This window comes from Rheinheimera hassiensis (assembly GCF_022436675.1).
Classification (GTDB): Bacteria; Pseudomonadota; Gammaproteobacteria; order Enterobacterales; family Alteromonadaceae; genus Alishewanella; species Alishewanella hassiensis.
In genome coordinates this window covers 22,295-39,801 of record NZ_JAKUJZ010000013.1, presented here as the reverse complement: position 1 = coordinate 39,801, position 17,507 = coordinate 22,295, and the positions used below count along the sequence as shown (strand labels likewise).

Here is a 17,507-nt window from a genome sequence, read left to right as displayed (position 1 = left end):
GTCCATGGCGGGTAACAGCCTGATCGGGCTGGCGGCGCTTAGCCCGCCACAAGCCAGGGTATTGCTGCTGGGCAGCATGCCCGGCGCCGCCTCGCTGGCGCAACAACAATACTATGCTCACCCGCGCAACCTGTTCTGGCCAATAATGGCAGAGCTTGCCGGGTTTTCTGCGCACTTACCTTACCCTGAAAAAGTCCGTGCACTTAACACCAGCGGCATTGCTTTGTGGGATGTAATTGCCAGTTGTCAGCGTGCAGGCAGCCTCGACAGCGCCATTCGTGATGAGCAGGTAAATGACTTTGCCGGTTTTTTTGCCGGCCAGCCCAATTTAGCAGCAATTGGCTTTAATGGCGGCAAAGCCTGGCAAAGTTTTAAACGCCATGTTTTACCATTACAAATTGTACCTGCGGCTACTAAGCTGATTGTGCTTCCCTCTACCAGCCCGGCCCATGCGGCGCTGGGGTTTAACGAAAAATTACAGCAATGGCAGCAGCTTAAACCTTTTTTACTTAACGTAAATTAGCGCTATGGCCACGGAATTAATTGCTGCTACCCTGGTCTGATATCAACTTAACCACCGCTGCATGGACTGCTAATTTTTGCCAGGTGTTATTTCTGCTGTAAAACGTTGGGCTGCCGATTATACCGGCGCTGCGCTGTTGGCTTTGCTGCTGCATGCGTTACTGCTGGCCTGTTTGTTACGGCTTGAGTTTACTCAGGTATCGCCGCCAAAACCTGCTGCGCCGGTAGTGTCGTACTTATACCAGCCACCACCAGTACAAGCTGTTGCAGCGCAGCCTGAAAGTAACGCCCCTGAGCCAGCGCCTGCTGTGTTACCCTCTGCGCTATCCGTAAAACCAGCGCCGGAAGTTGCTGCACCAGTTGGCACAGATAACCCCGCTACTCAGGCTGATGCTGTGAGCGAAAAACAGCCTTCAGCGGCTGTAGCACCCTTTTTGGCACCTTTTTCAGCACAGCCAGAGCAAAGCAGTGCTGCCGGGCTGGCTCAGCGCGCCTTAAGCAGTGCTGCAACACCGTCTGCCCGGGCGATAGAAGATGCCGCAACGGCCAGTTATCAGCAGTTTTTGCAGGCACAGCAGCAGCCGAAAATAACAGTAGAAAGGCGGCATCAGGAGTTAAGCGCCGATCCTGCGCAGCAGGTGATGGCACAAATGAATGACGGCAGACAGATTATCCGCACCAGGGACGGCTGTCGCATCGCCGACCCGACTAAAGACGGTTTTGACGGCCTGATGGCCTTAAAAACCGTACCGTGCGGTGATGAAGCAAAAACCAGCGAACTGTTAAAACAGGCGCTGGAAAAACATCTGAAGCGCTGATTATTGCTCTGCGATATGCTGCTCTAAACGGGCTTTCAGCTCGCCTTCAATGGCCACTGCTTTACCGGTTTTCTGATCCAGACAAACAAAAGTAACCTGAGCATCAGCAGCAATAGCATCTTTACCAGCAATGCGTACTTCTTGCGTTACCACCGCGCTTTTGCCGCCGACTTTGCTAAAGCGGGTGAGTACTTCCAACTGATCGCCCATCGTGGCCGCCACGCGGTAGTTAATATTAATATTTACAATGACCCAGGCCAGACCGTGTTTGGCAAACCAGTCGATATCGCCGCTGTCTTCCAAATAGCCCCAGCGGGCTTCTTCTAAAAACTCCAGATAACGGGCATTGTTTACATGCTGGTAAATATCTAGATGATATCCGCGTACTTTGATCAGGGTTTTGTGGCTCATGTTTGTGCTGTGTACTTATTTAAGATGCAATAATTGTGGCATAGTTTGACTGGCCAAACCAGTGATCCGTTGAGTTGATAAATGATACAAAGCATAAACAACGTTACAAATATTGATGCTTAAGGTAAAGTTTGATGCATATTACTTACAAAGAGGTTAGGGATGAAAAAGTGGCTATGGTTGGCATTATTGAGTTGTACCGCTGCGCATGCAGATATGCTCGAAGCGTTAAAAGCATATGATCAGAAAAATTATACTGAAGCGCAGCAGCAGTTTGCTGAGTTATTACCCTTAGCTAACGAGCTGGCAGCTTTTAATCTGGGGGCAATGGCTTATCAGGGCGAAGGGCAGGAAAAAGACCTTACCAAGGCTCTGGCGTACTTTATGCTGGCGGCAGAGTTAGATCACCCGCAGGCTAAAGATTTACTGGGCAAGATTAGTGCTAAAGCCTCTGAACAACAATTGGATTTGGCTACCCTGCAATATGAGCAATTGAAGCAACGTTTAGTGATTATTGAGCCGGCAGAGGAGTCACCTGATGATATCAATTTGCCGCAACCGGTTAAACGTGTACCTCCGGAATACCCCAGAAGTGCGTTAGCGAATGGTCTCTTTGGTTATGTAAAGCTGCGCTTTCTGGTAAACGAGCAAGGCGAAATTGTCGCTGTCGACACGCTGGATGCATATCCTGAAAATACCTTTGAAAAAGCCTCGGTAAGAGCAATAAAAAGGTGGCGTTATGAGCCAAGCGACCAGAAGCACTTGCTGCATGTGCGGCTGGATTATGCAATAGATGGCGGGGTTAAGCTGTCTACTGTTGAGAAAGTAATGGAAGAGCATAAACTTTGGGACTATGCGGTAGCTGGTGCACCACATTATCAGTTTGTACTGGGTACTTTGTTATCTTTGATTGGCGTGCAAAGTACAAATAGCTTTTGGTACGATTCTGGGCTGCCTTTGGCTACAACACCAGACTTTAGTATTTACAAGAGCAGAGCACGGTTAAAGGTCGACTTTGATGGCTTCTGGGGCAGTGCCGTTGTCCGTGTAGCAAAGGATGGCACCATCACAGAGCAAATTAGCTCAAGTATTGAGGATAAGAGTGAAATAACCAGCCTGGTAGGCTTAACGTTGAAAGGGAAGGTTGAAACAGATATTTATCGTATTGAACGGCTTTCGGTTAATGGCGTTTCTAAAGTAGTTGCTACGCCATCAATCCATACATCCCGCTCAATGTCCGGGATGTTTTGGTGGGAGCAGGCCGCCAAGAACGGCAATATTGAGGCGCAGCGTATTATGGCCGCTTATGATAAACAGTGGGAAGATTATTTACTGGGCAAAGATGATGCTGAAGTAATGGCCTGGACAGGAACCCGGCTTATTCTGGAAGGCCAGCGTGAGCAGGGTATGGCACTGTTAGAGCAAGCAATAGCAAAAAATTACGCGCCGGCAAAAGAAATGAAACAACAGTTTATGTAGCGTTAAGCAGGTTGAAAAAACGCCCGTTATGGGCGTTTTTTATGTCAGATATAGGCAAAGGCATCGGCAAACATATGCTCGCGCTGGGCGCCTTGTTCAATAAAGGCATTGCGCACTACGCCTGCCATAGCAAAAGGCCCGGCTACGTATATGTCGTAGGCATCCAGTGAGACAAAATCATTTAACACGGCTTCGTGTACCATGCCGCTGCGGCCTTGCCAGTTGTCATCCGGGTTTTGTACCACCGGAATAAAGCGGTATTTGCTGTTTTGTGCTGCCCAGGCCTGCATAATATCGGCATGATATAAAGCGTTTTGCTCACGCACGCCCCAATACATAAATACCGGCCGGTCAATATTTGCTGCTGCTATCGTTTGCGCAATACTGTAGATATAAGAGAAACCGGTACCACCGGCCAGTAAAATAAGTGGCCGCTCGCTTTCGGCGCGAAACTGGGCATTGCCTAAACCGATCTCAGCCTGCACCGGCTGTTGCAGCTGATGTTGTTGTATCAGATGTGCCAGTGCCTGGCTGGCGTAAGCATCGGCAACTGCGCCACCAATATGCAGTTCCAGCTGGCGCTGGCCCGGTATACTGGCGATGGAAAATGGCCTTTTATCGCTGTCGCTTAAACACAGCTGCAAATACTGGCCACTGGCAAAGCTGACCGGTTGTGCTGGCGTTAATAACACCCGGTTTACGGTTGGGGTGAGGGCTTCAATTAAATCTACATTACAGGAAATTGTTGTCATAGTGCTCTTCGCAATGGCCTTACGGCTTAGCCACGGATAAAAGGGTGGTGTAAAACCAGATCAGTTTTTGGGTAGGCTAAACAACAGTAGGTAAACTGCTGTTGTTTGTCCAGTTCGGTTAGCGGTTGCGGTTCGTTGTAGCGCACCTCACCACTTTTTAGCTTACAGACACAGCTGGTACACACACCCTGGCGGCAACGATGTGGAAAATCTATCCCATTACGTAGCGCTGCCGCAAGGATAGTTTCATCTTGCTGCACAGCAAAGCTCAGCTGTGCCGGTGTGATAGTAACCAGATAACTCACAGCGAGGTGTCCTTTAGCAACAGTGTAATACCCAGCGTTGGCCAGATATCGTCTATGCGTTGTTTTACTGCCGGGTCCATTACTATCGGTTCGCCCCATTCGCGCGTGGTTTCACCCGGCCATTTATTGGTAGCATCCATACCCATTTTTGAACCTAAGCCTGATACCGGCGAGGCAAAATCTAGGTAGTCAATCGGTGTGTTCTCTACCAGTGTGGTATCGCGGGCCGGGTCCATCCGGGTAGTGATAGCCCAAATGACATCCTGCCAGTCGCGGGCGTTAATGTCGTCATCGCAGACAATGACAAACTTGGTGTACATAAACTGGCGCAGGAATGACCATACCCCCATCATCACGCGCTTGGCATGGCCTGGATATTGTTTTTTCATCGTCACTATAGCCAGCCGGTACGAGCAGCCTTCGGGCGGCAGATAAAAGTCGGTAATTTCCGGAAACTGCTTTTGCAGTATCGGCACAAAAACTTCGTTTAGCGCAACGCCCAGAATGGCGGGTTCATCTGGCGGCCGGCCGGTATAGGTGCTGTGATAAATAGGATCTTTGCGCTGGGTAATATGGGTAACGGTAAATACCGGAAAGTTATCTACTTCATTGTAGTAACCGGTGTGGTCGCCGTACGGGCCTTCAGGTGCAATTTCGCCCGGTTCAAGGTAGCCTTCCAGCACAAATTCAGCGCTGGCCGGTACCTGCAAATCATTGCTGATACATTTAACTACTTCAGTATTATCGCCACGCAACAAACCGGCAAAGCCGTACTCTGACAATGTATCCGGCACCGGTGTTACTGCGCCTAAAATGGTGGCAGGGTCCGCGCCCAGCGCCACCGCTACCGGAAAACGCTGGCCAGGGTTGGCTTTTTGAAATTCGTAAAAGTCCAGCGCGCCGCCACGGTGCGACAGCCAACGCATAATCAGTTTGTTTTTACCCAGCAACTGCTGGCGGTAAATACCGAGGTTTTGCCGCTCTTTATGCGGCCCCTTAGTCACGGTTAAACCCCAGGTAATTAAGGGCGCGGCATCGCCGGGCCAGCAGGTCATAATAGGCAGTTGAGTTAAATCAACTTCATCGCCGCTAAGTACAACGTCCTGGCAGGGGGCTTTTTTCACCTGTTTGGGCGACATATTCAGCACCTGCTTAAAAATAGGCAGTTTGCTAAAGGCGTCTTTTAAACCTTTCGGTGGTTCGGGCTCTTTTAAAAATGCCAGTAGCTTGCCTACTTCGCGCAGGGCGCTGACGTTTTCCTGGCCCATACCTAAGGCCACCCGCTGCGGTGTACCAAACAGGTTGGCCAGTACTGGAATACGGCTGCCTTTGGGGTTTTCAAATAAAATGGCCGGGCCGCCAGCGCGCAGGGTGCGATCGGCAATTTCGGTCATTTCCAGTACCGGGTCTACTTCAGCGGTTACCCGTACCAGTTCACCACGTTGCTCCAGCTGTGCAATAAAATCACGTAAATCTTTGTATTTCATAGCGGCCTTTTAACAGCAAAAGGGCATAGTTACGCCACAAATGCCACTTAGATCAGAATGATGACATTATACAGCTCTGTGCTGCTCATGCCAGTTTTAGCCTGCTATGCGGCAGCGATGCTTAAACCGGGTATTGGCAAAAGTGCATATCGGGACAATATCACTGGCAAGATAGCGCTAACAACGTTAAAGTCAGATCATCAGATGGCTAAAGTTAACTAACAGTTTATGCAGTTTCCCGACAGTATTAAACAACAAACCTGCCGTGATTGTTTAAGCGGCGAGGCGCTGGGCTTTCAGATCCGTATGGCATTTCAGCCGATTATCGACTGGCAAACCAAAGCCGTATTTGGCTATGAAGCGCTGGTGCGCGGGCCGCAGGGCGAGGGCGCTGGCTGGGTGTTTCAGCATATTAATGACAACAACAAATACTACTTTGATCAGGCCTGTCGGGTAAAAGCCATCGAAACTGCGGCCCGCTTAGGCTGCAACACCTTTTTGCATATCAATTTTTTGCCTAACGCAGTATATAACCCCGACACCTGTATCAAAGCCACCATCGAGGCTGCCGATTTATACGGTTTTGACCTGCGCAGACTGATTTTTGAAGTAACCGAAGGTGAGCAAATCCCGGATAAAGCACATTTAAACCGTATTTTTCGCAGTTATGCCAGGCGTGGTTTTCAAACCGCTATTGATGACTACGGCTCAGGTTTTGCCACGCTTGATTGGTTGATTGAACTAAAGCCACATATCTTAAAGCTGGATATGCAGCTGATCCGCAATATAGAGCAAAACCCGGCCAAGCAATTTATTGTTGAGCAAACCATAGCGCAATGCGAATTGCAGGGCACCAAAGTGTTGGCAGAAGGCATTGAAAGTAAAGCAGAACTAGATTATCTGACATCAGCGGGTATTCGTTATTTGCAGGGCTATTATTTTGCCAAACCCCAGTTGGAAGTGCTGCTGGAAAGCTGGCAGATTAATAACCTGCAATAAGAAAGGCGCCTTCAAAAGGCGCCTTAGTTTGTCAGACAGGTGTTATCAGAAGTTGTAGCTTACTTTGGCATATATTAACCGGCCCGAACGGCCATACGGCGAGTAGTTCGAGTACGGGGTATTACCCGTGCTGTTTAACGACACCGGGAAGGCTTCAGGGTATTGATCAAAGATATTATCCATACCTACCGCCAGCCGCCAGCTGTCAGTGATATCCAGCCGGCCTTCAATATCTACCAGGGTTCTGGCACCCAGTGTAAAGTCAGTTGCTGCTGTGGTACCCGGTGTCAGTACTTCGCCATAACGGGTGGCCCGTAAGGTGGCACCAACCCGCTCGTGGCTCCAGTTTACAATAGCGCCCAGTTTGTCTTTCGGGTTGCCTTTTTCAAAGGTTAGCACGTTTACGCGGCCAAACAACTCAGGTGCCGGGTCCAGTGCGGCCAGTTCTTCAGTTTGTGGCGTGCGGGTAACTTTGGTTTCGTTGTAGTTAGCCACGAAGGTTACGTCAAAATCGCCCAGCGCATCGGTAGGTAATGCCCAGTTGACAACCAGGTCGATACCTTTGGTTTCGGTGTCTACGCCGTTAATAAAGAAACGGCCGCCACCTATGCCGATAAAGCCCTGATCAGTAAGGTAATCGCGCACATTCGCTGCGGTAAGGTTTTCTGACAGTACGATACGATCGTCAATATCAATCTGGTAGCCGTCAATAGTGATCGACACAGCACCTACGCGAAATACGGTACCTAATGACAGGTTAACCGACTCTTCGGCATCCAGAGGTTGAGCACCTAATGCCACTGCAACCGGGTCATTAACCGGAAAGGTCGTGATATCAAACGGCACGCCATTGATAAAGTTGGTAGAGGTGCTGGTAAAAAACTGCTGCTGCAGCGACGGAGCGCGGAAGCCATTCTGTAATGAACCGCGTAGCGCAAAACTGTCGGTAATATCGTAGCGCAGCGCCAGTTTACCGGTAACGTTGCTGCCAAAGTCTGAGTAATCTTCAGCCCGCACAGCTACAGAACCTAACACGTTATCAGTAAGGTTAGCTTCCAGATCGACAAACACACCTACCGATTCACGGCTTTCATTTACCTGATTGGCAGGCCTGAACCCCGGAAACACCTGGGCACCGGATTGGGTAGGGTTGCCGTTGGGCAGTAATACACCACCGTTGAGGTAAGAGCCGGGCTCACCGGCAAAAATAGTGTAGCTTTCACGGCGTAGTTCAACCCCTGCTGCCAGGTTAACGGGTGAGGCAAAAGCGGGTACATCAAATGACGTTACGGCAGAAAAGTTACCGACAACCTGGTCATAGTTAAAACCACCGGCATCAAACTCGGTTGCACTGCTGGGGCCAATTGAGCGGTTAACGGTGTTTTCAATGGTAAATTCCATTTCATTAAAGCCGTATACCACTGAAGCATCAAAGCTCCAGTCGCCCATATCCCATTCATAGCCTAAAGCCGAGCTGGTGTCGGTAACATCTGGGGCAATAATCGGCAAAAAGCCATCTGGGTGTACTTCAATAACGTTGCGATCGTCCTGTGCCCGGCGAAAGAAGCCGCCTGATTTTGCCGCACGGTCCTGATAACTCAGCCAGCTGTAAAACTTGCCCGGGCCAATATCAATGCCGGTATTTATAAACAGAGTAAATTGCTGCACTTCCGGTTCGCCATACCAGGCGTTAAAACGTTCTATGGTTTGTTCACGCGGGTCAAACTCACCATTTACCCGCGGGTATTGCTGGCGGTGATCATAACCACCGCGCTCGGTGCGATCAGCATCTTTATATTCAACGGCTACCGTAACAAAACCCTGATCGGCCAGATTAAAGCCTTTCCAACCCGATAAATTCATCGTTTCGCCATCGCTGACACCACGTTCTATCCGATCCGGCGCGCTCCAGTTGGCACCCGTTGGCGGCGGTGTAGTGGGCGTGGTGTAGTTACTTTCACGGTAACCATAAGAGGCGGTAAAATTGCCGCCTTCACTGGCTTCGCGCAGGCGTACGTTTAACACCCCGGCAATTGCATCCGAGCCATACTGGGCTGAAGCGCCGTCGCGCAGTACTTCAATAGCACTTACCGCACCCATTGGAATGGTATTCAGATCCACCGCTGACGAACCCCGGCCGACAGTGCCGTTTACGTTAACCAAAGACGCTGAATGGCGCCGCTTTGAATTAACCAGCACCAGTGATTGGTCTGGGCCAAGGCCGCGTAAGGTTGCCGGGCGGATGGTGTCAGTGCCATCGGCAAGGCCGGGGCGGGGGAAGTTAAATGACGGTAAAGCCACCGACAGCGCCTGGTTCAGCTCTGTAGTACCAGAGCGCTCCAATGTCACCGCGCTGACAATATCGATAGGTACGGCAGTATCCGATACCGAGCGGCCGGCTACCCGGGTGCCGGTTACCACAATTTGCTCTATTTTTTCGTCTTCTGCTGCGGCTGATCCAGCTTGCTGCGCAGATAACCCTGGGGTAATAAAAACTGCGGCAATAGCCAGTGTTAAGGGTGTAAGGGTAAAGTTGCGCATCTGTTTTTCTCCTGATTATTTTCAAAACCCTAGATGCCGTTGTAACCTTTGTCAAACAAGGCTTAGCGAGATCCAAAGTTGGCTACGCGCTTCAACTATTACTGCAGCAGACGACAAGCGTTTAACCTTATGGCAATATAGCAGTTATATTACAGACATCCAGAAGTCTTTATACCCGACTTAAATTGAAATGGTTTACTGACAAGGGCAGAGAAATGAAAAAAGATACCCGGCTTATTCATGCTGGCCGCAGCAAAAGTTATACCGGCAACGTAGTAAACCCGCCAGTGGTACGCGCCTCCACCATAGTGTTTGATACCTTTGCACAGTTAAAACATGCCACGCAAAATCGTGGTAACAGGGTGCCGTTTTATGGCCGTCGTGGCACCGATACCCATTTTGCCTTGCAAGAAGCCATCTGCGAGCTGGAAGGCGGCGCCGGTTGTGCGTTGTATCCGTGTGGTGCCGCAGCCATCAGCGGGGCACTGCTGGCATTTTTACAAAGCGGCGATCACCTGTTAATGGTTGACAGCGCCTACGAGCCAACACGCGGCTTATGCGACAAGCTGCTGGCCGGGCTGGGAATTGACATAAGCTATTACGATCCGCAAATAGGTGCGGCGATTAGCAGTTTAATAAAGCCCAATACCAAAGTAATTTTTCTCGAATCGCCGGGCTCGCTAACCTTTGAAATGCAGGATATTCCGGCCATTACCGCTGTGGCGCGCCAGCACAATATCGTCACTATTTTGGACAATACCTGGGCCTCGCCCATTTTATGCCAGCCATTTGAGCTGGGTGTAGATATCTCTGTGCAATCGGCCACCAAGTATATTGTCGGCCATTCTGATGTGATGCTGGGCACCGCCAGTGCCAATGCAAAACACTGGCCGCAACTGCGTGAACACAGCTATTTAATGGGTTATTGCGCCTCAGCCGATGACGCCTACACCGCACTGCGCGGTTTACGCACCTTGTCGGTGCGGTTAAAGCAGCACGAGCAAAGTGCGCTTAAAGTAGCCAACTGGCTGGCGCAAAGGCCGGAGGTTGAAGCCGTGCTACACCCGGCACTACCAACACACCCCGGCCACAGCATTTTCCAGCGTGATTTTAGCGGCAGCAACGGCTTGTTTTCCTTTGTGTTAAAGCAGGGCAGCCAGCAGCAGGTAGAAGCTTTTGTTGAAGGTATGGCGCATTTTAAAATGGGCTTTTCCTGGGGCGGGTTTGAGAGCTTAATTACCGCCACAATGAAAGTGCAAAACCTGCGCAGCGCCACAACTTGGCCCTACAGCGGGCCATTAATCCGCCTGCATATCGGCCTGGAAGATGTAGACGATTTACTGGCAGATTTGGATGCGGCTTTTGGACGGTTTAATCAGGCAAGCTGAGCCGGCGCTTGCACTGCACAATAAGCTGGCCGCGAACGCGGCCAGAAGAGTGGCTTTACCTAGTGACTCCGGGAAGACTTATATGTATGTTAGGCAACTTAGTCATCACTCAACAGTTGCTCAATTCTACGTGGATAATTATTAAGAAAATCTCTTGTTACAAAATAGTGCTCGGTTTCTTCATATGTAATTTCTGATATACCAGATTCACTGAACTTTAAAATCTTTGCGTTTGGATATGCAAGAAGAATTGGCGAATGCGTTGCAATTATGAATTGTGACTCATCTTTAACAAGATTATGAATTGCAGCAAGAGCTGCGAGTTGGCGCATTGGTGAGAGTGCTGCCTCTGGCTCATCTAATAGGTATAAACCATTGCCACGCAATTTATCTAAGAGCAAAGACATAAATGATTCACCATGTGATCTGGCATGAAGGGATTTATTGCCAAAGCCTGCTAAATAACCGACATCATCCATGTATGACGCAACATTAAAAAAACTTTCTGCACGTAAAAAATAACCATCTTTCGGCTTTTTAAAGCTTTTGATTGATTTTATATGGTCAAACAAGTCGGAAGTAGTTTTAGCTGTTTCTAGGTTAAAATTTTTTGTCCCACCTTCAGCACTAAAGCCGAGATTTTTAGCTATTGCTTCTAATGCCGTTGATTTGCCTGAGCCATTTTCACCTACAAAAAAAGTAACGTCAGAATGAAATTCAATTTTATCGAGGTCGTTTATTGCAGGGATTGCAAAAGGATATACAGACCAATCAATTTCATCTGAATTTTTAAATTGAATAGATTTCAAGTAAGGACGTGGATTCATATTTATCGCCTAAGACCTTTAACATCCGAAAGCCTGCTAACGTCCGACTGCTGCCGTTTGATGCTCATTGAGCCTTCTCCCCAGCCCGGCCAGATTAGCTAGCCATGGACCCCGACGCTTTTTTCAACTCAAGCATACCTTGTTCTACAGACTTCACAGGGATGTAATCCAGCTCTCTTCTCGCTTTATCTATTGTAAATGTCACTTCGACAGCGGATGTCGCAAACACCTGCCTATTCAACGAACTTTGTAAACGCCCCCCCGATAGTCTAAAAGCGAGGTCGCCCAGTTGCGCAAGTGCTTTGACCAGCCAGCGTGGAACTGTTTTATCCGGTGCTGCTATATCTTGAGTGGCTAAGAGTTGGCTTACAAAATCACGAAAACGCTGCGGCTGCTCGTCACTGATAAAGTAGATCTCCTTATTGCTGCCGAATTCGGCTGCACGACTGATGCCCTGGCAAAGATTGTCTATATGAGTTGTCGACGATAAATAGTCTCCTCCTGCTATCCAAGCAAATTTATCGGATTTCACAGCAGCAACCAGCTGAGGTAAGGCTGTAGTGTCACCCGATCCCCAGACAAATCTCGGCCGCACCACAACAACTTCAAACTGATCTCCCGCTTGTTCAAGTGCGCTCTGCTCTGCTACAGCTTTAGTGTACGAGTAAGCACCGGCAAAACGACGAGGTAAAGGATGCGTTTCATCGGCCATCACCAGTGGCTTTCCTGTAAGCAAAACAGATTCCGTACTTATGTACACCGCTCTTTTTACCCCAGCTTCGCGGGCAGCTCTAAAAAGACCTGTAGTTCCTTCGACATTTGTCTGCCACTGCTGTTTAGATCTATAGGCATGTGAAGTATCTGCCGCGGCGTGGATCAACAAATCGCAGCCTTTTAAAGATGAGAACCAACCGGACTCAGATAAATCGCCTTTGATTGGCCTGGCGCCAAGTTCTTGCACGCGACGCTCTGCATCACTGCTCCTGACCAGTGCCAAAACCTCGGCGCCTGCGGCCAGATAATGTCGAATAATATTCTGGCCCACAAATCCACTGCCGCCGGTAATAAACACAGAACGTTTGCTCATTGCCATCAGTAAATTTTTTTCACTTTTGTTCATTGCCGGTCTCTCCGCTCTGTGGATTCTGCTCCGTTAGCCAACTAATTTCTTGCAATATTTGTTGTCTCTCCTGAGATGACCATTTATAAAAATCCAGGAAATCCAGAAATTTAAACCCTTCGAGCGCCAAATACGCCAGTAGAGCCCCCCGAGGTTTTTCAGAGGAGGCAAGGATACGACCAATCATTTGGCTCTGATGACTTTGCATTGTTTTCCTAAGCTCAGTGTTCAGGATCATTGCCGAACTGAGATTGAGGGCTACGGGCCTGAATTCTTCAGGTGGAGGGGTCTTAGCCACTTCAATTCGCCCTTTCAGCGCGATATTGTGGATATCCCCAAGACTCTGTTCAGCCTGGCGATGAATTTCATCGTCGCGCAGCATAGCTCGCGTAACCAAAGCTTCTAATAGCGCCTGCTTGGTTTTATGCACATACAGTACGCTCGCCTTACTAACATTGGCCTGTAAAGCCACAGCATCAATAGTCAGTTTGGCAACGCCGATCTGGCTCATCACCTGCTCGGCAGCATCCAGAATGCTATCGGTACTTATTACTTTTTTTCGGCCCATCAGCTCCTCCCTTATTTTTAACCATCCGGTCGGATATTAACAGGGGGATTGCAAAGAAACAATATTTACAGCCACTTAGATATGTCGCAGATATTAATTAACAGAGATAGTCTTTAGCGTGAGGGGGGCATCAGGTTTACCCGCTTCAATGCAGGAAGGTTTTGCCTGTAAAAAATCCAGTGCTGAAGTGATGGTTGGATAATTTCGATCTGCCCTCGTTTATTAGAAGCAGCGTTTAGCCGGTTTAATCGGGCAAGCTGAGGTAGATTATTGAATTAACAAGGGAGTTTAATTTTCTACTAAACAGGCTAATTCAAGCAGCAGCGGTGATTTAAGAAACCGCTACTTTTACTTAGCCACGTTCTAAGCTATTTCACGACTTTGAATTTCGACAATCGCTGTTCTTTATCAATAGCGATATCTTCAGCCACCGTTTTTTCTGGCATTAAGTCACTGGCTTTTTCCGGGCCGACAGATCTTCCAACACCAACATCGTGACATTCTTCAGGAATATCAGCGTTAAAAAGCTCTTCAGCTCTTTTTTTTAATTTTTCCAGCAGCCATTCGTCAAATTCAGGCGTACCTACAGGCGGTTTTTCGATATGCATCAGTTACCTCACAAATTACGCCACAAGTACGTTGGCACGTTGCTAGCCTTGCCTTGTCGCAACGTAAAGCCAAAGCTTTCGTAGTACTTTACAACATTAGCATTCACAGGCCGCATTATGCGAATTTGTTCAGCACCAATAAGAGACGCATATGCTTCACATGCTAAAACGGTAATTTCAACAACCTTGCGCTTTAATGGATGATTTTCAGGAGCCCCCTCTAAAACGTCAAGCCGCATTTTAGAACCGTTGTACGTTGGTTTGCCGACAGATAAACCGCATAGCTGTGTATTGGCATACCAAATTGCCAAGTCGAATCGCTTGGGGTGGCGATAAGCATATTTTCTAAAACCTGTGTCTCCGCTCCAGCTCCACACGGCATCATCGCTGCGAGCCAGGCTAGCCTCCCACCTTTCAGCATGAGCAAGTGATAAAGAGTCTATTTGCCTTAGCGAGACTCTGTCAGCGTAGGTTGGTGAAATTACTTTCTGCGCCATTTCCAGGCTCTTTGCTCTAAATTCATCATAGTGTTTTTCAGTAAGTGCATGCGAGGCTTGCATATGTATTTATCCTTTGATTTAAAATTTAGATGGTTTTTGGTTTGCATTTAAATTTCAAAAAATAAACTCATAAATAACTTTTGACTTTGGTTTGGTCTTATAGCAACGAAATAGCTGTTTCTATTGCATAACCGCGAAGGTAACGGTTTGATACTTATCGAGCAGGTACAGCAGGGGGGCGTTTGATGAGGCAGGCGACTGGCAGATAAAGCAGTTTATCTTGCTGATGGACAACAGACTGGCCGCCAACGCGGCCAGAAGAGCGGTTTTACCTATTGACTCGGAGAAGGCTCATATGTGTTATGTGCTTAAATTTACATTCCTAAATCATTCCTTGCATCAGCTATATCATCGGCTGTTGGCCAATTATGGCCTCGTTCTACAGCAAACCGAGCCGCCAATTGTTCTAATCTATCATTAGCTGATACAGGTATAGATCTTGGTGTAGTGCCTTGCATATACGTTACGTCTTGCATTTGCCCCATCATCGCTACGAAAGAACTACTAGCTTGCTGTCCCTCAGTAGTTTGTGCGCTCCCCTGAAAACTAGGTTGAAACGCATATCCTAAAGTGTTTAATTGTCCTGCTGCACTTGGGTTCCCGGATTCGAGAAGTGCCCTCTGATCATCTCTGTATGTATCTGCAGAAAAGCCTGATGCACCAACGGTACTGCTAGTACCAGTACCAACATGAGCCCGATGAGCCCCATGGACTTCTTGATAAGCGTGTGCTTCTCTTTCAAATCGACCAGATTCTCTGCGAGACTGCCCGGATGTTTCATTTAAAACTGCAAATCCATAATAATGTTCAGATTGATGGGTGTCGCCACTTACCGCTTGTCCAAATTCATCAGTTAATCTTTGTTGTTCACTACGACGAGCCCCATGCTGTCCGATACCATAGGCTCGACCATTATAATTACAAATGCTGCCATCATCACATGCAACGTTATCGCAGTGATCACACTGACGTTGTATTACCGATTGCAATGGGGTAGTTTGAGAGCTGGTGTGAGTTAATTTCTGAAAAGCCCTTAATTGCTTTACTCGTGAACTACTATTCGCCATCTCATGCAGTTTTCGCATTTGACTAGCTTCATGTCGATTATCTACAAAACGAAAAGTCGACGTGCCGCTGGTTTCTCTTTTGGCGTCAGTATTTACAGCAGATTTGTTTTTATTTTCATGCATTTTGTCAGCGTGAGTTTTCATTTCCAAATGCTCCCATATTAAGTGCAAAACCAAGAGTGCGACGGTACACGCCCAGCTCAGCGGGCAATTGGAGCGCAGCGTTAATTGATTCGCTGCAGCTGTTTGTTATAAACCGTTTACTTTGCAGTCGAAAATATTACTTGTTCCGCTAAATATTTTACCAAAGGTATGTATTTTAGTATGACATCTGAATCGCCACCCGCAAGTTGTTGATAAAAAACTCAGGCGTAATTACTGGAGCGTTAACCAGTTATATTTACTTGGTTTGATGGCCGTTTTATTTGTCGCCTAGTACTGAGGTGTGGGCAGTTAAGCAGGCGACGTTGGCCGCCTGCTGCTTTGGTTAGAAACTACATTTATTTACGCCGGCGTTGGCCAGTACGTGGGCTTTTACCTGGTTGGTGGCTAACAGGTTAAAGCTGTACGGCAGGTTTAGTACGGCTGTGGGCTGTACATTTGGCCCGGCGATAATGCCGTCGCTGGGGTATTCCTGCCAGGTAATATTGCTAAAGCTATTACCGCGGGTGTCCCAGTAACCGTAGCCGCTGGAGTAAAACGACACTATCGGGTTTTTCGCGTTTTCAAACACATTGTTTTCAATGCGAATTACCGCACCCATCCGGCTGTTAATACCGGTGTCCTGAATGTCGTTGTAATAGTTATTGTAAATATGGCCCTGGCCAAAGCGGAACAGCGGCAGGCGTGAATTTACCTTATGCCAGTAGTTGTGGTGAAAGGTAATACGGCGATTGTAGTTGTCGGAATCACTGTTGCCCCAAAGCGAGGTTTTCCAGCTGTCGTGCAGGTAGTTGTAAGAAATAGTTACGTTATCAATATCCTTTTTACCGCTGATTAGCTCGTCGTAAAAATCTTTACCCACATCCAGGCTGTTGTACACTTCGTTGTGGTCAATCCAGATATTACGCGCCGGGCCTTCAATGGTAATGGCGTCTTTATCGCCGGTGTTAACGTAGCGTAGTTTAAGGTTGCGGATAATCACGTTATTAGCGCGGAATATTTTAATACCGATACCATCAAACAAGGCATTGTTGCCCACACCGATAACACTAACATTATCCATGTCTTTTATATCAAACTTACTGACCCCGCCAGAGTTACCCGGCGTAATAGTGCCGTTAACGCGGATCGTTAGTGGCCGGTTTAAATCACGGTTTTGCAGTGCCGACACTATCTGAGCGCCGGTGCTTACCGTCACGGTAACTGCATTGCTGCCGCTACCGCCGGTAGTGCCGCCGTTAAGCGAGGCATAGCCTTGTGGTGATGCAGCACAAGAGGTGACCGGGCCTGGTTCAGGATCGGTAGGGTCCGTTGGGTCAGTAGGGTCGGTTGGATCTGGCGGGTTGCCGCCACCGCTGTTCATATAAACTTCAAACTCTGCGATACGCGGCGTACCGCTGGCGGTCAGTATTTCCAGGTTGAGTTTTTTCGTGCTTACTGTGCTGAAGTTAACCGTTCTGTTGCTGCCTATGCTGGTACCGGTAGCCAGTACCGCGCCGTTGTCATTATTCACCAGCCGCCAGCTGGTTACATTGCTACCTTGCTCACGCAGTATCACCTGATTAGCGCTGATAGCGCTGCTCCATTTAACCGACACCCGTTGCCCGCTATTGCTGGACGGTTGCCAGTAGCTTTGCAGATCGGCGTCTTTTACATCACCATAACTGACACCGCTGGCTTTGCTGGAACCGTCAGCACCAGCACCCGGGCCGGTAATTGCCAGATTATTTGCCTGTGCCACAGTGCTGAATGCCAGCGCAGTAGTTAACACCGACAAGCGTATTGCTTTGCCATATTGCATTTGCCTTATCCTCTGTTGATTTATTTTTTATAGCACCGCTGTTATTGCCGGTGCGGGTTAAGCCTGCAACAGAGGTCTGATACTGGCTATTC

The 17,507-nt window shown here is 48.4% G+C and carries 17 protein-coding genes; 5 read left to right on the top strand and 12 right to left on the bottom strand.

From position 1 onward, the window contains the following. Window positions 1-4 precede the first annotated feature (4 nt). Both MJX74_RS20930 and MJX74_RS20925 read left to right on the top strand, forming a co-directional pair. Entirely contained in the window at window positions 5-523 is a 519-nt protein-coding gene (locus MJX74_RS20930) for a DNA-deoxyinosine glycosylase (RefSeq protein ID WP_240225002.1), read from the top strand. A gap of 76 nt (window positions 524-599) precedes the next feature. Then, window positions 600-1,340, top strand: a complete 741-nt coding sequence (locus tag MJX74_RS20925) for a hypothetical protein (RefSeq protein WP_240225001.1) — start codon at window positions 600-602, stop codon at window positions 1,338-1,340. Here the strand turns inward: MJX74_RS20925 and MJX74_RS20920 are convergent, their stop codons facing one another. Next, window positions 1,341-1,751 (bottom strand): acyl-CoA thioesterase, encoded by a 411-nt coding sequence (locus tag MJX74_RS20920; protein WP_240225000.1) that lies wholly within the window; start codon window positions 1,749-1,751, stop codon window positions 1,341-1,343. It lies immediately after the preceding gene. A gap of 162 nt (window positions 1,752-1,913) precedes the next feature. On the opposite strand from MJX74_RS20920, the gene MJX74_RS20915 reads away from it, so the two are divergent. Then, a complete protein-coding gene (locus MJX74_RS20915; RefSeq protein ID WP_240224999.1) occupies window positions 1,914-3,230 on the top strand; it encodes a TonB family protein in 1,317 nt (438 codons plus the stop codon). Between the two features lie 44 nt (window positions 3,231-3,274). Here MJX74_RS20915 and fre read toward each other — a convergent pair whose 3' ends face one another. The 3 genes from fre to ubiD are packed head-to-tail and all read right to left on the bottom strand — an operon-like array spanning window position 3,275 to window position 5,774. Then, window positions 3,275-3,982 (bottom strand): NAD(P)H-flavin reductase, encoded by a 708-nt coding sequence (gene fre / locus MJX74_RS20910; protein WP_240224998.1) that lies wholly within the window; start codon window positions 3,980-3,982, stop codon window positions 3,275-3,277. A 26-nt stretch (window positions 3,983-4,008) separates the two neighbouring features. Continuing rightward, the gene (locus MJX74_RS20905; protein WP_092796882.1) at window positions 4,009-4,287 is read right to left on the bottom strand and encodes a 2Fe-2S iron-sulfur cluster-binding protein; all 279 of its coding nucleotides are present in this window, start codon (window positions 4,285-4,287) and stop codon (window positions 4,009-4,011) included. After that, window positions 4,284-5,774, bottom strand: coding sequence for a 4-hydroxy-3-polyprenylbenzoate decarboxylase (gene ubiD / locus MJX74_RS20900; RefSeq protein ID WP_240224997.1), 1,491 nt, complete (start codon window positions 5,772-5,774; stop codon window positions 4,284-4,286). Before ubiD ends, MJX74_RS20905 begins: the two co-directional genes overlap by 4 nt. Before the next feature lie 228 nt (window positions 5,775-6,002). Between ubiD and MJX74_RS20895 the strand changes: the two genes are divergently transcribed. Then, window positions 6,003-6,773 carry an EAL domain-containing protein gene (locus MJX74_RS20895; RefSeq protein ID WP_240224996.1) on the top strand — a complete coding sequence of 257 codons (771 nt, stop codon included), beginning with the start codon at window positions 6,003-6,005 and terminating at the stop codon, window positions 6,771-6,773. A gap of 45 nt (window positions 6,774-6,818) precedes the next feature. On the opposite strand, the gene MJX74_RS20890 is transcribed toward MJX74_RS20895, so the two are convergent. After that, a complete protein-coding gene (locus MJX74_RS20890; RefSeq protein ID WP_240224995.1) occupies window positions 6,819-9,314 on the bottom strand; it encodes a TonB-dependent receptor plug domain-containing protein in 2,496 nt (831 codons plus the stop codon). A 215-nt stretch (window positions 9,315-9,529) separates the two neighbouring features. Here MJX74_RS20890 and MJX74_RS20885 point away from each other — a divergent pair, with 215 nt between their 5' ends. After that, entirely contained in the window at window positions 9,530-10,702 is a 1,173-nt protein-coding gene (locus MJX74_RS20885) for a cystathionine beta-lyase (RefSeq protein WP_240224994.1), read from the top strand. A 98-nt stretch (window positions 10,703-10,800) separates the two neighbouring features. Here MJX74_RS20885 and MJX74_RS20880 read toward each other — a convergent pair whose 3' ends face one another. The 7 genes from MJX74_RS20880 to MJX74_RS20850 form a co-directional block, all read right to left on the bottom strand. Further along, window positions 10,801-11,529 (bottom strand): AAA family ATPase, encoded by a 729-nt coding sequence (locus MJX74_RS20880; RefSeq protein ID WP_240224993.1) that lies wholly within the window; start codon window positions 11,527-11,529, stop codon window positions 10,801-10,803. A 94-nt stretch (window positions 11,530-11,623) separates the two neighbouring features. After that, entirely contained in the window at window positions 11,624-12,649 is a 1,026-nt protein-coding gene (locus tag MJX74_RS20875) for an NAD-dependent epimerase/dehydratase family protein (RefSeq protein WP_240224992.1), read from the bottom strand. Further along, window positions 12,636-13,217: a TetR family transcriptional regulator gene (locus tag MJX74_RS20870; RefSeq protein WP_240224990.1), complete on the bottom strand. Its 582-nt coding sequence runs from the start codon at window positions 13,215-13,217 to the stop codon at window positions 12,636-12,638. The genes MJX74_RS20875 and MJX74_RS20870 overlap by 14 nt, the downstream gene beginning before the upstream one ends. A 368-nt stretch (window positions 13,218-13,585) precedes the next feature. Next, window positions 13,586-13,825, bottom strand: coding sequence for a hypothetical protein (locus MJX74_RS20865; RefSeq protein ID WP_240224988.1), 240 nt, complete (start codon window positions 13,823-13,825; stop codon window positions 13,586-13,588). An 8-nt stretch (window positions 13,826-13,833) separates the two neighbouring features. Further along, a complete protein-coding gene (locus MJX74_RS20860; RefSeq protein ID WP_240224986.1) occupies window positions 13,834-14,385 on the bottom strand; it encodes a hypothetical protein in 552 nt (183 codons plus the stop codon). A gap of 314 nt (window positions 14,386-14,699) precedes the next feature. Beyond that, complete coding sequence (locus tag MJX74_RS20855) at window positions 14,700-15,596, bottom strand: hypothetical protein (RefSeq protein WP_240224984.1); 897 nt, start codon at window positions 15,594-15,596, stop codon at window positions 14,700-14,702. A gap of 343 nt (window positions 15,597-15,939) precedes the next feature. Further along, a complete protein-coding gene (locus MJX74_RS20850) occupies window positions 15,940-17,415 on the bottom strand; it encodes a pectate lyase family protein (protein ID WP_240224982.1) in 1,476 nt (491 codons plus the stop codon). Between the last annotated feature and the right edge of the window lie 92 nt (window positions 17,416-17,507).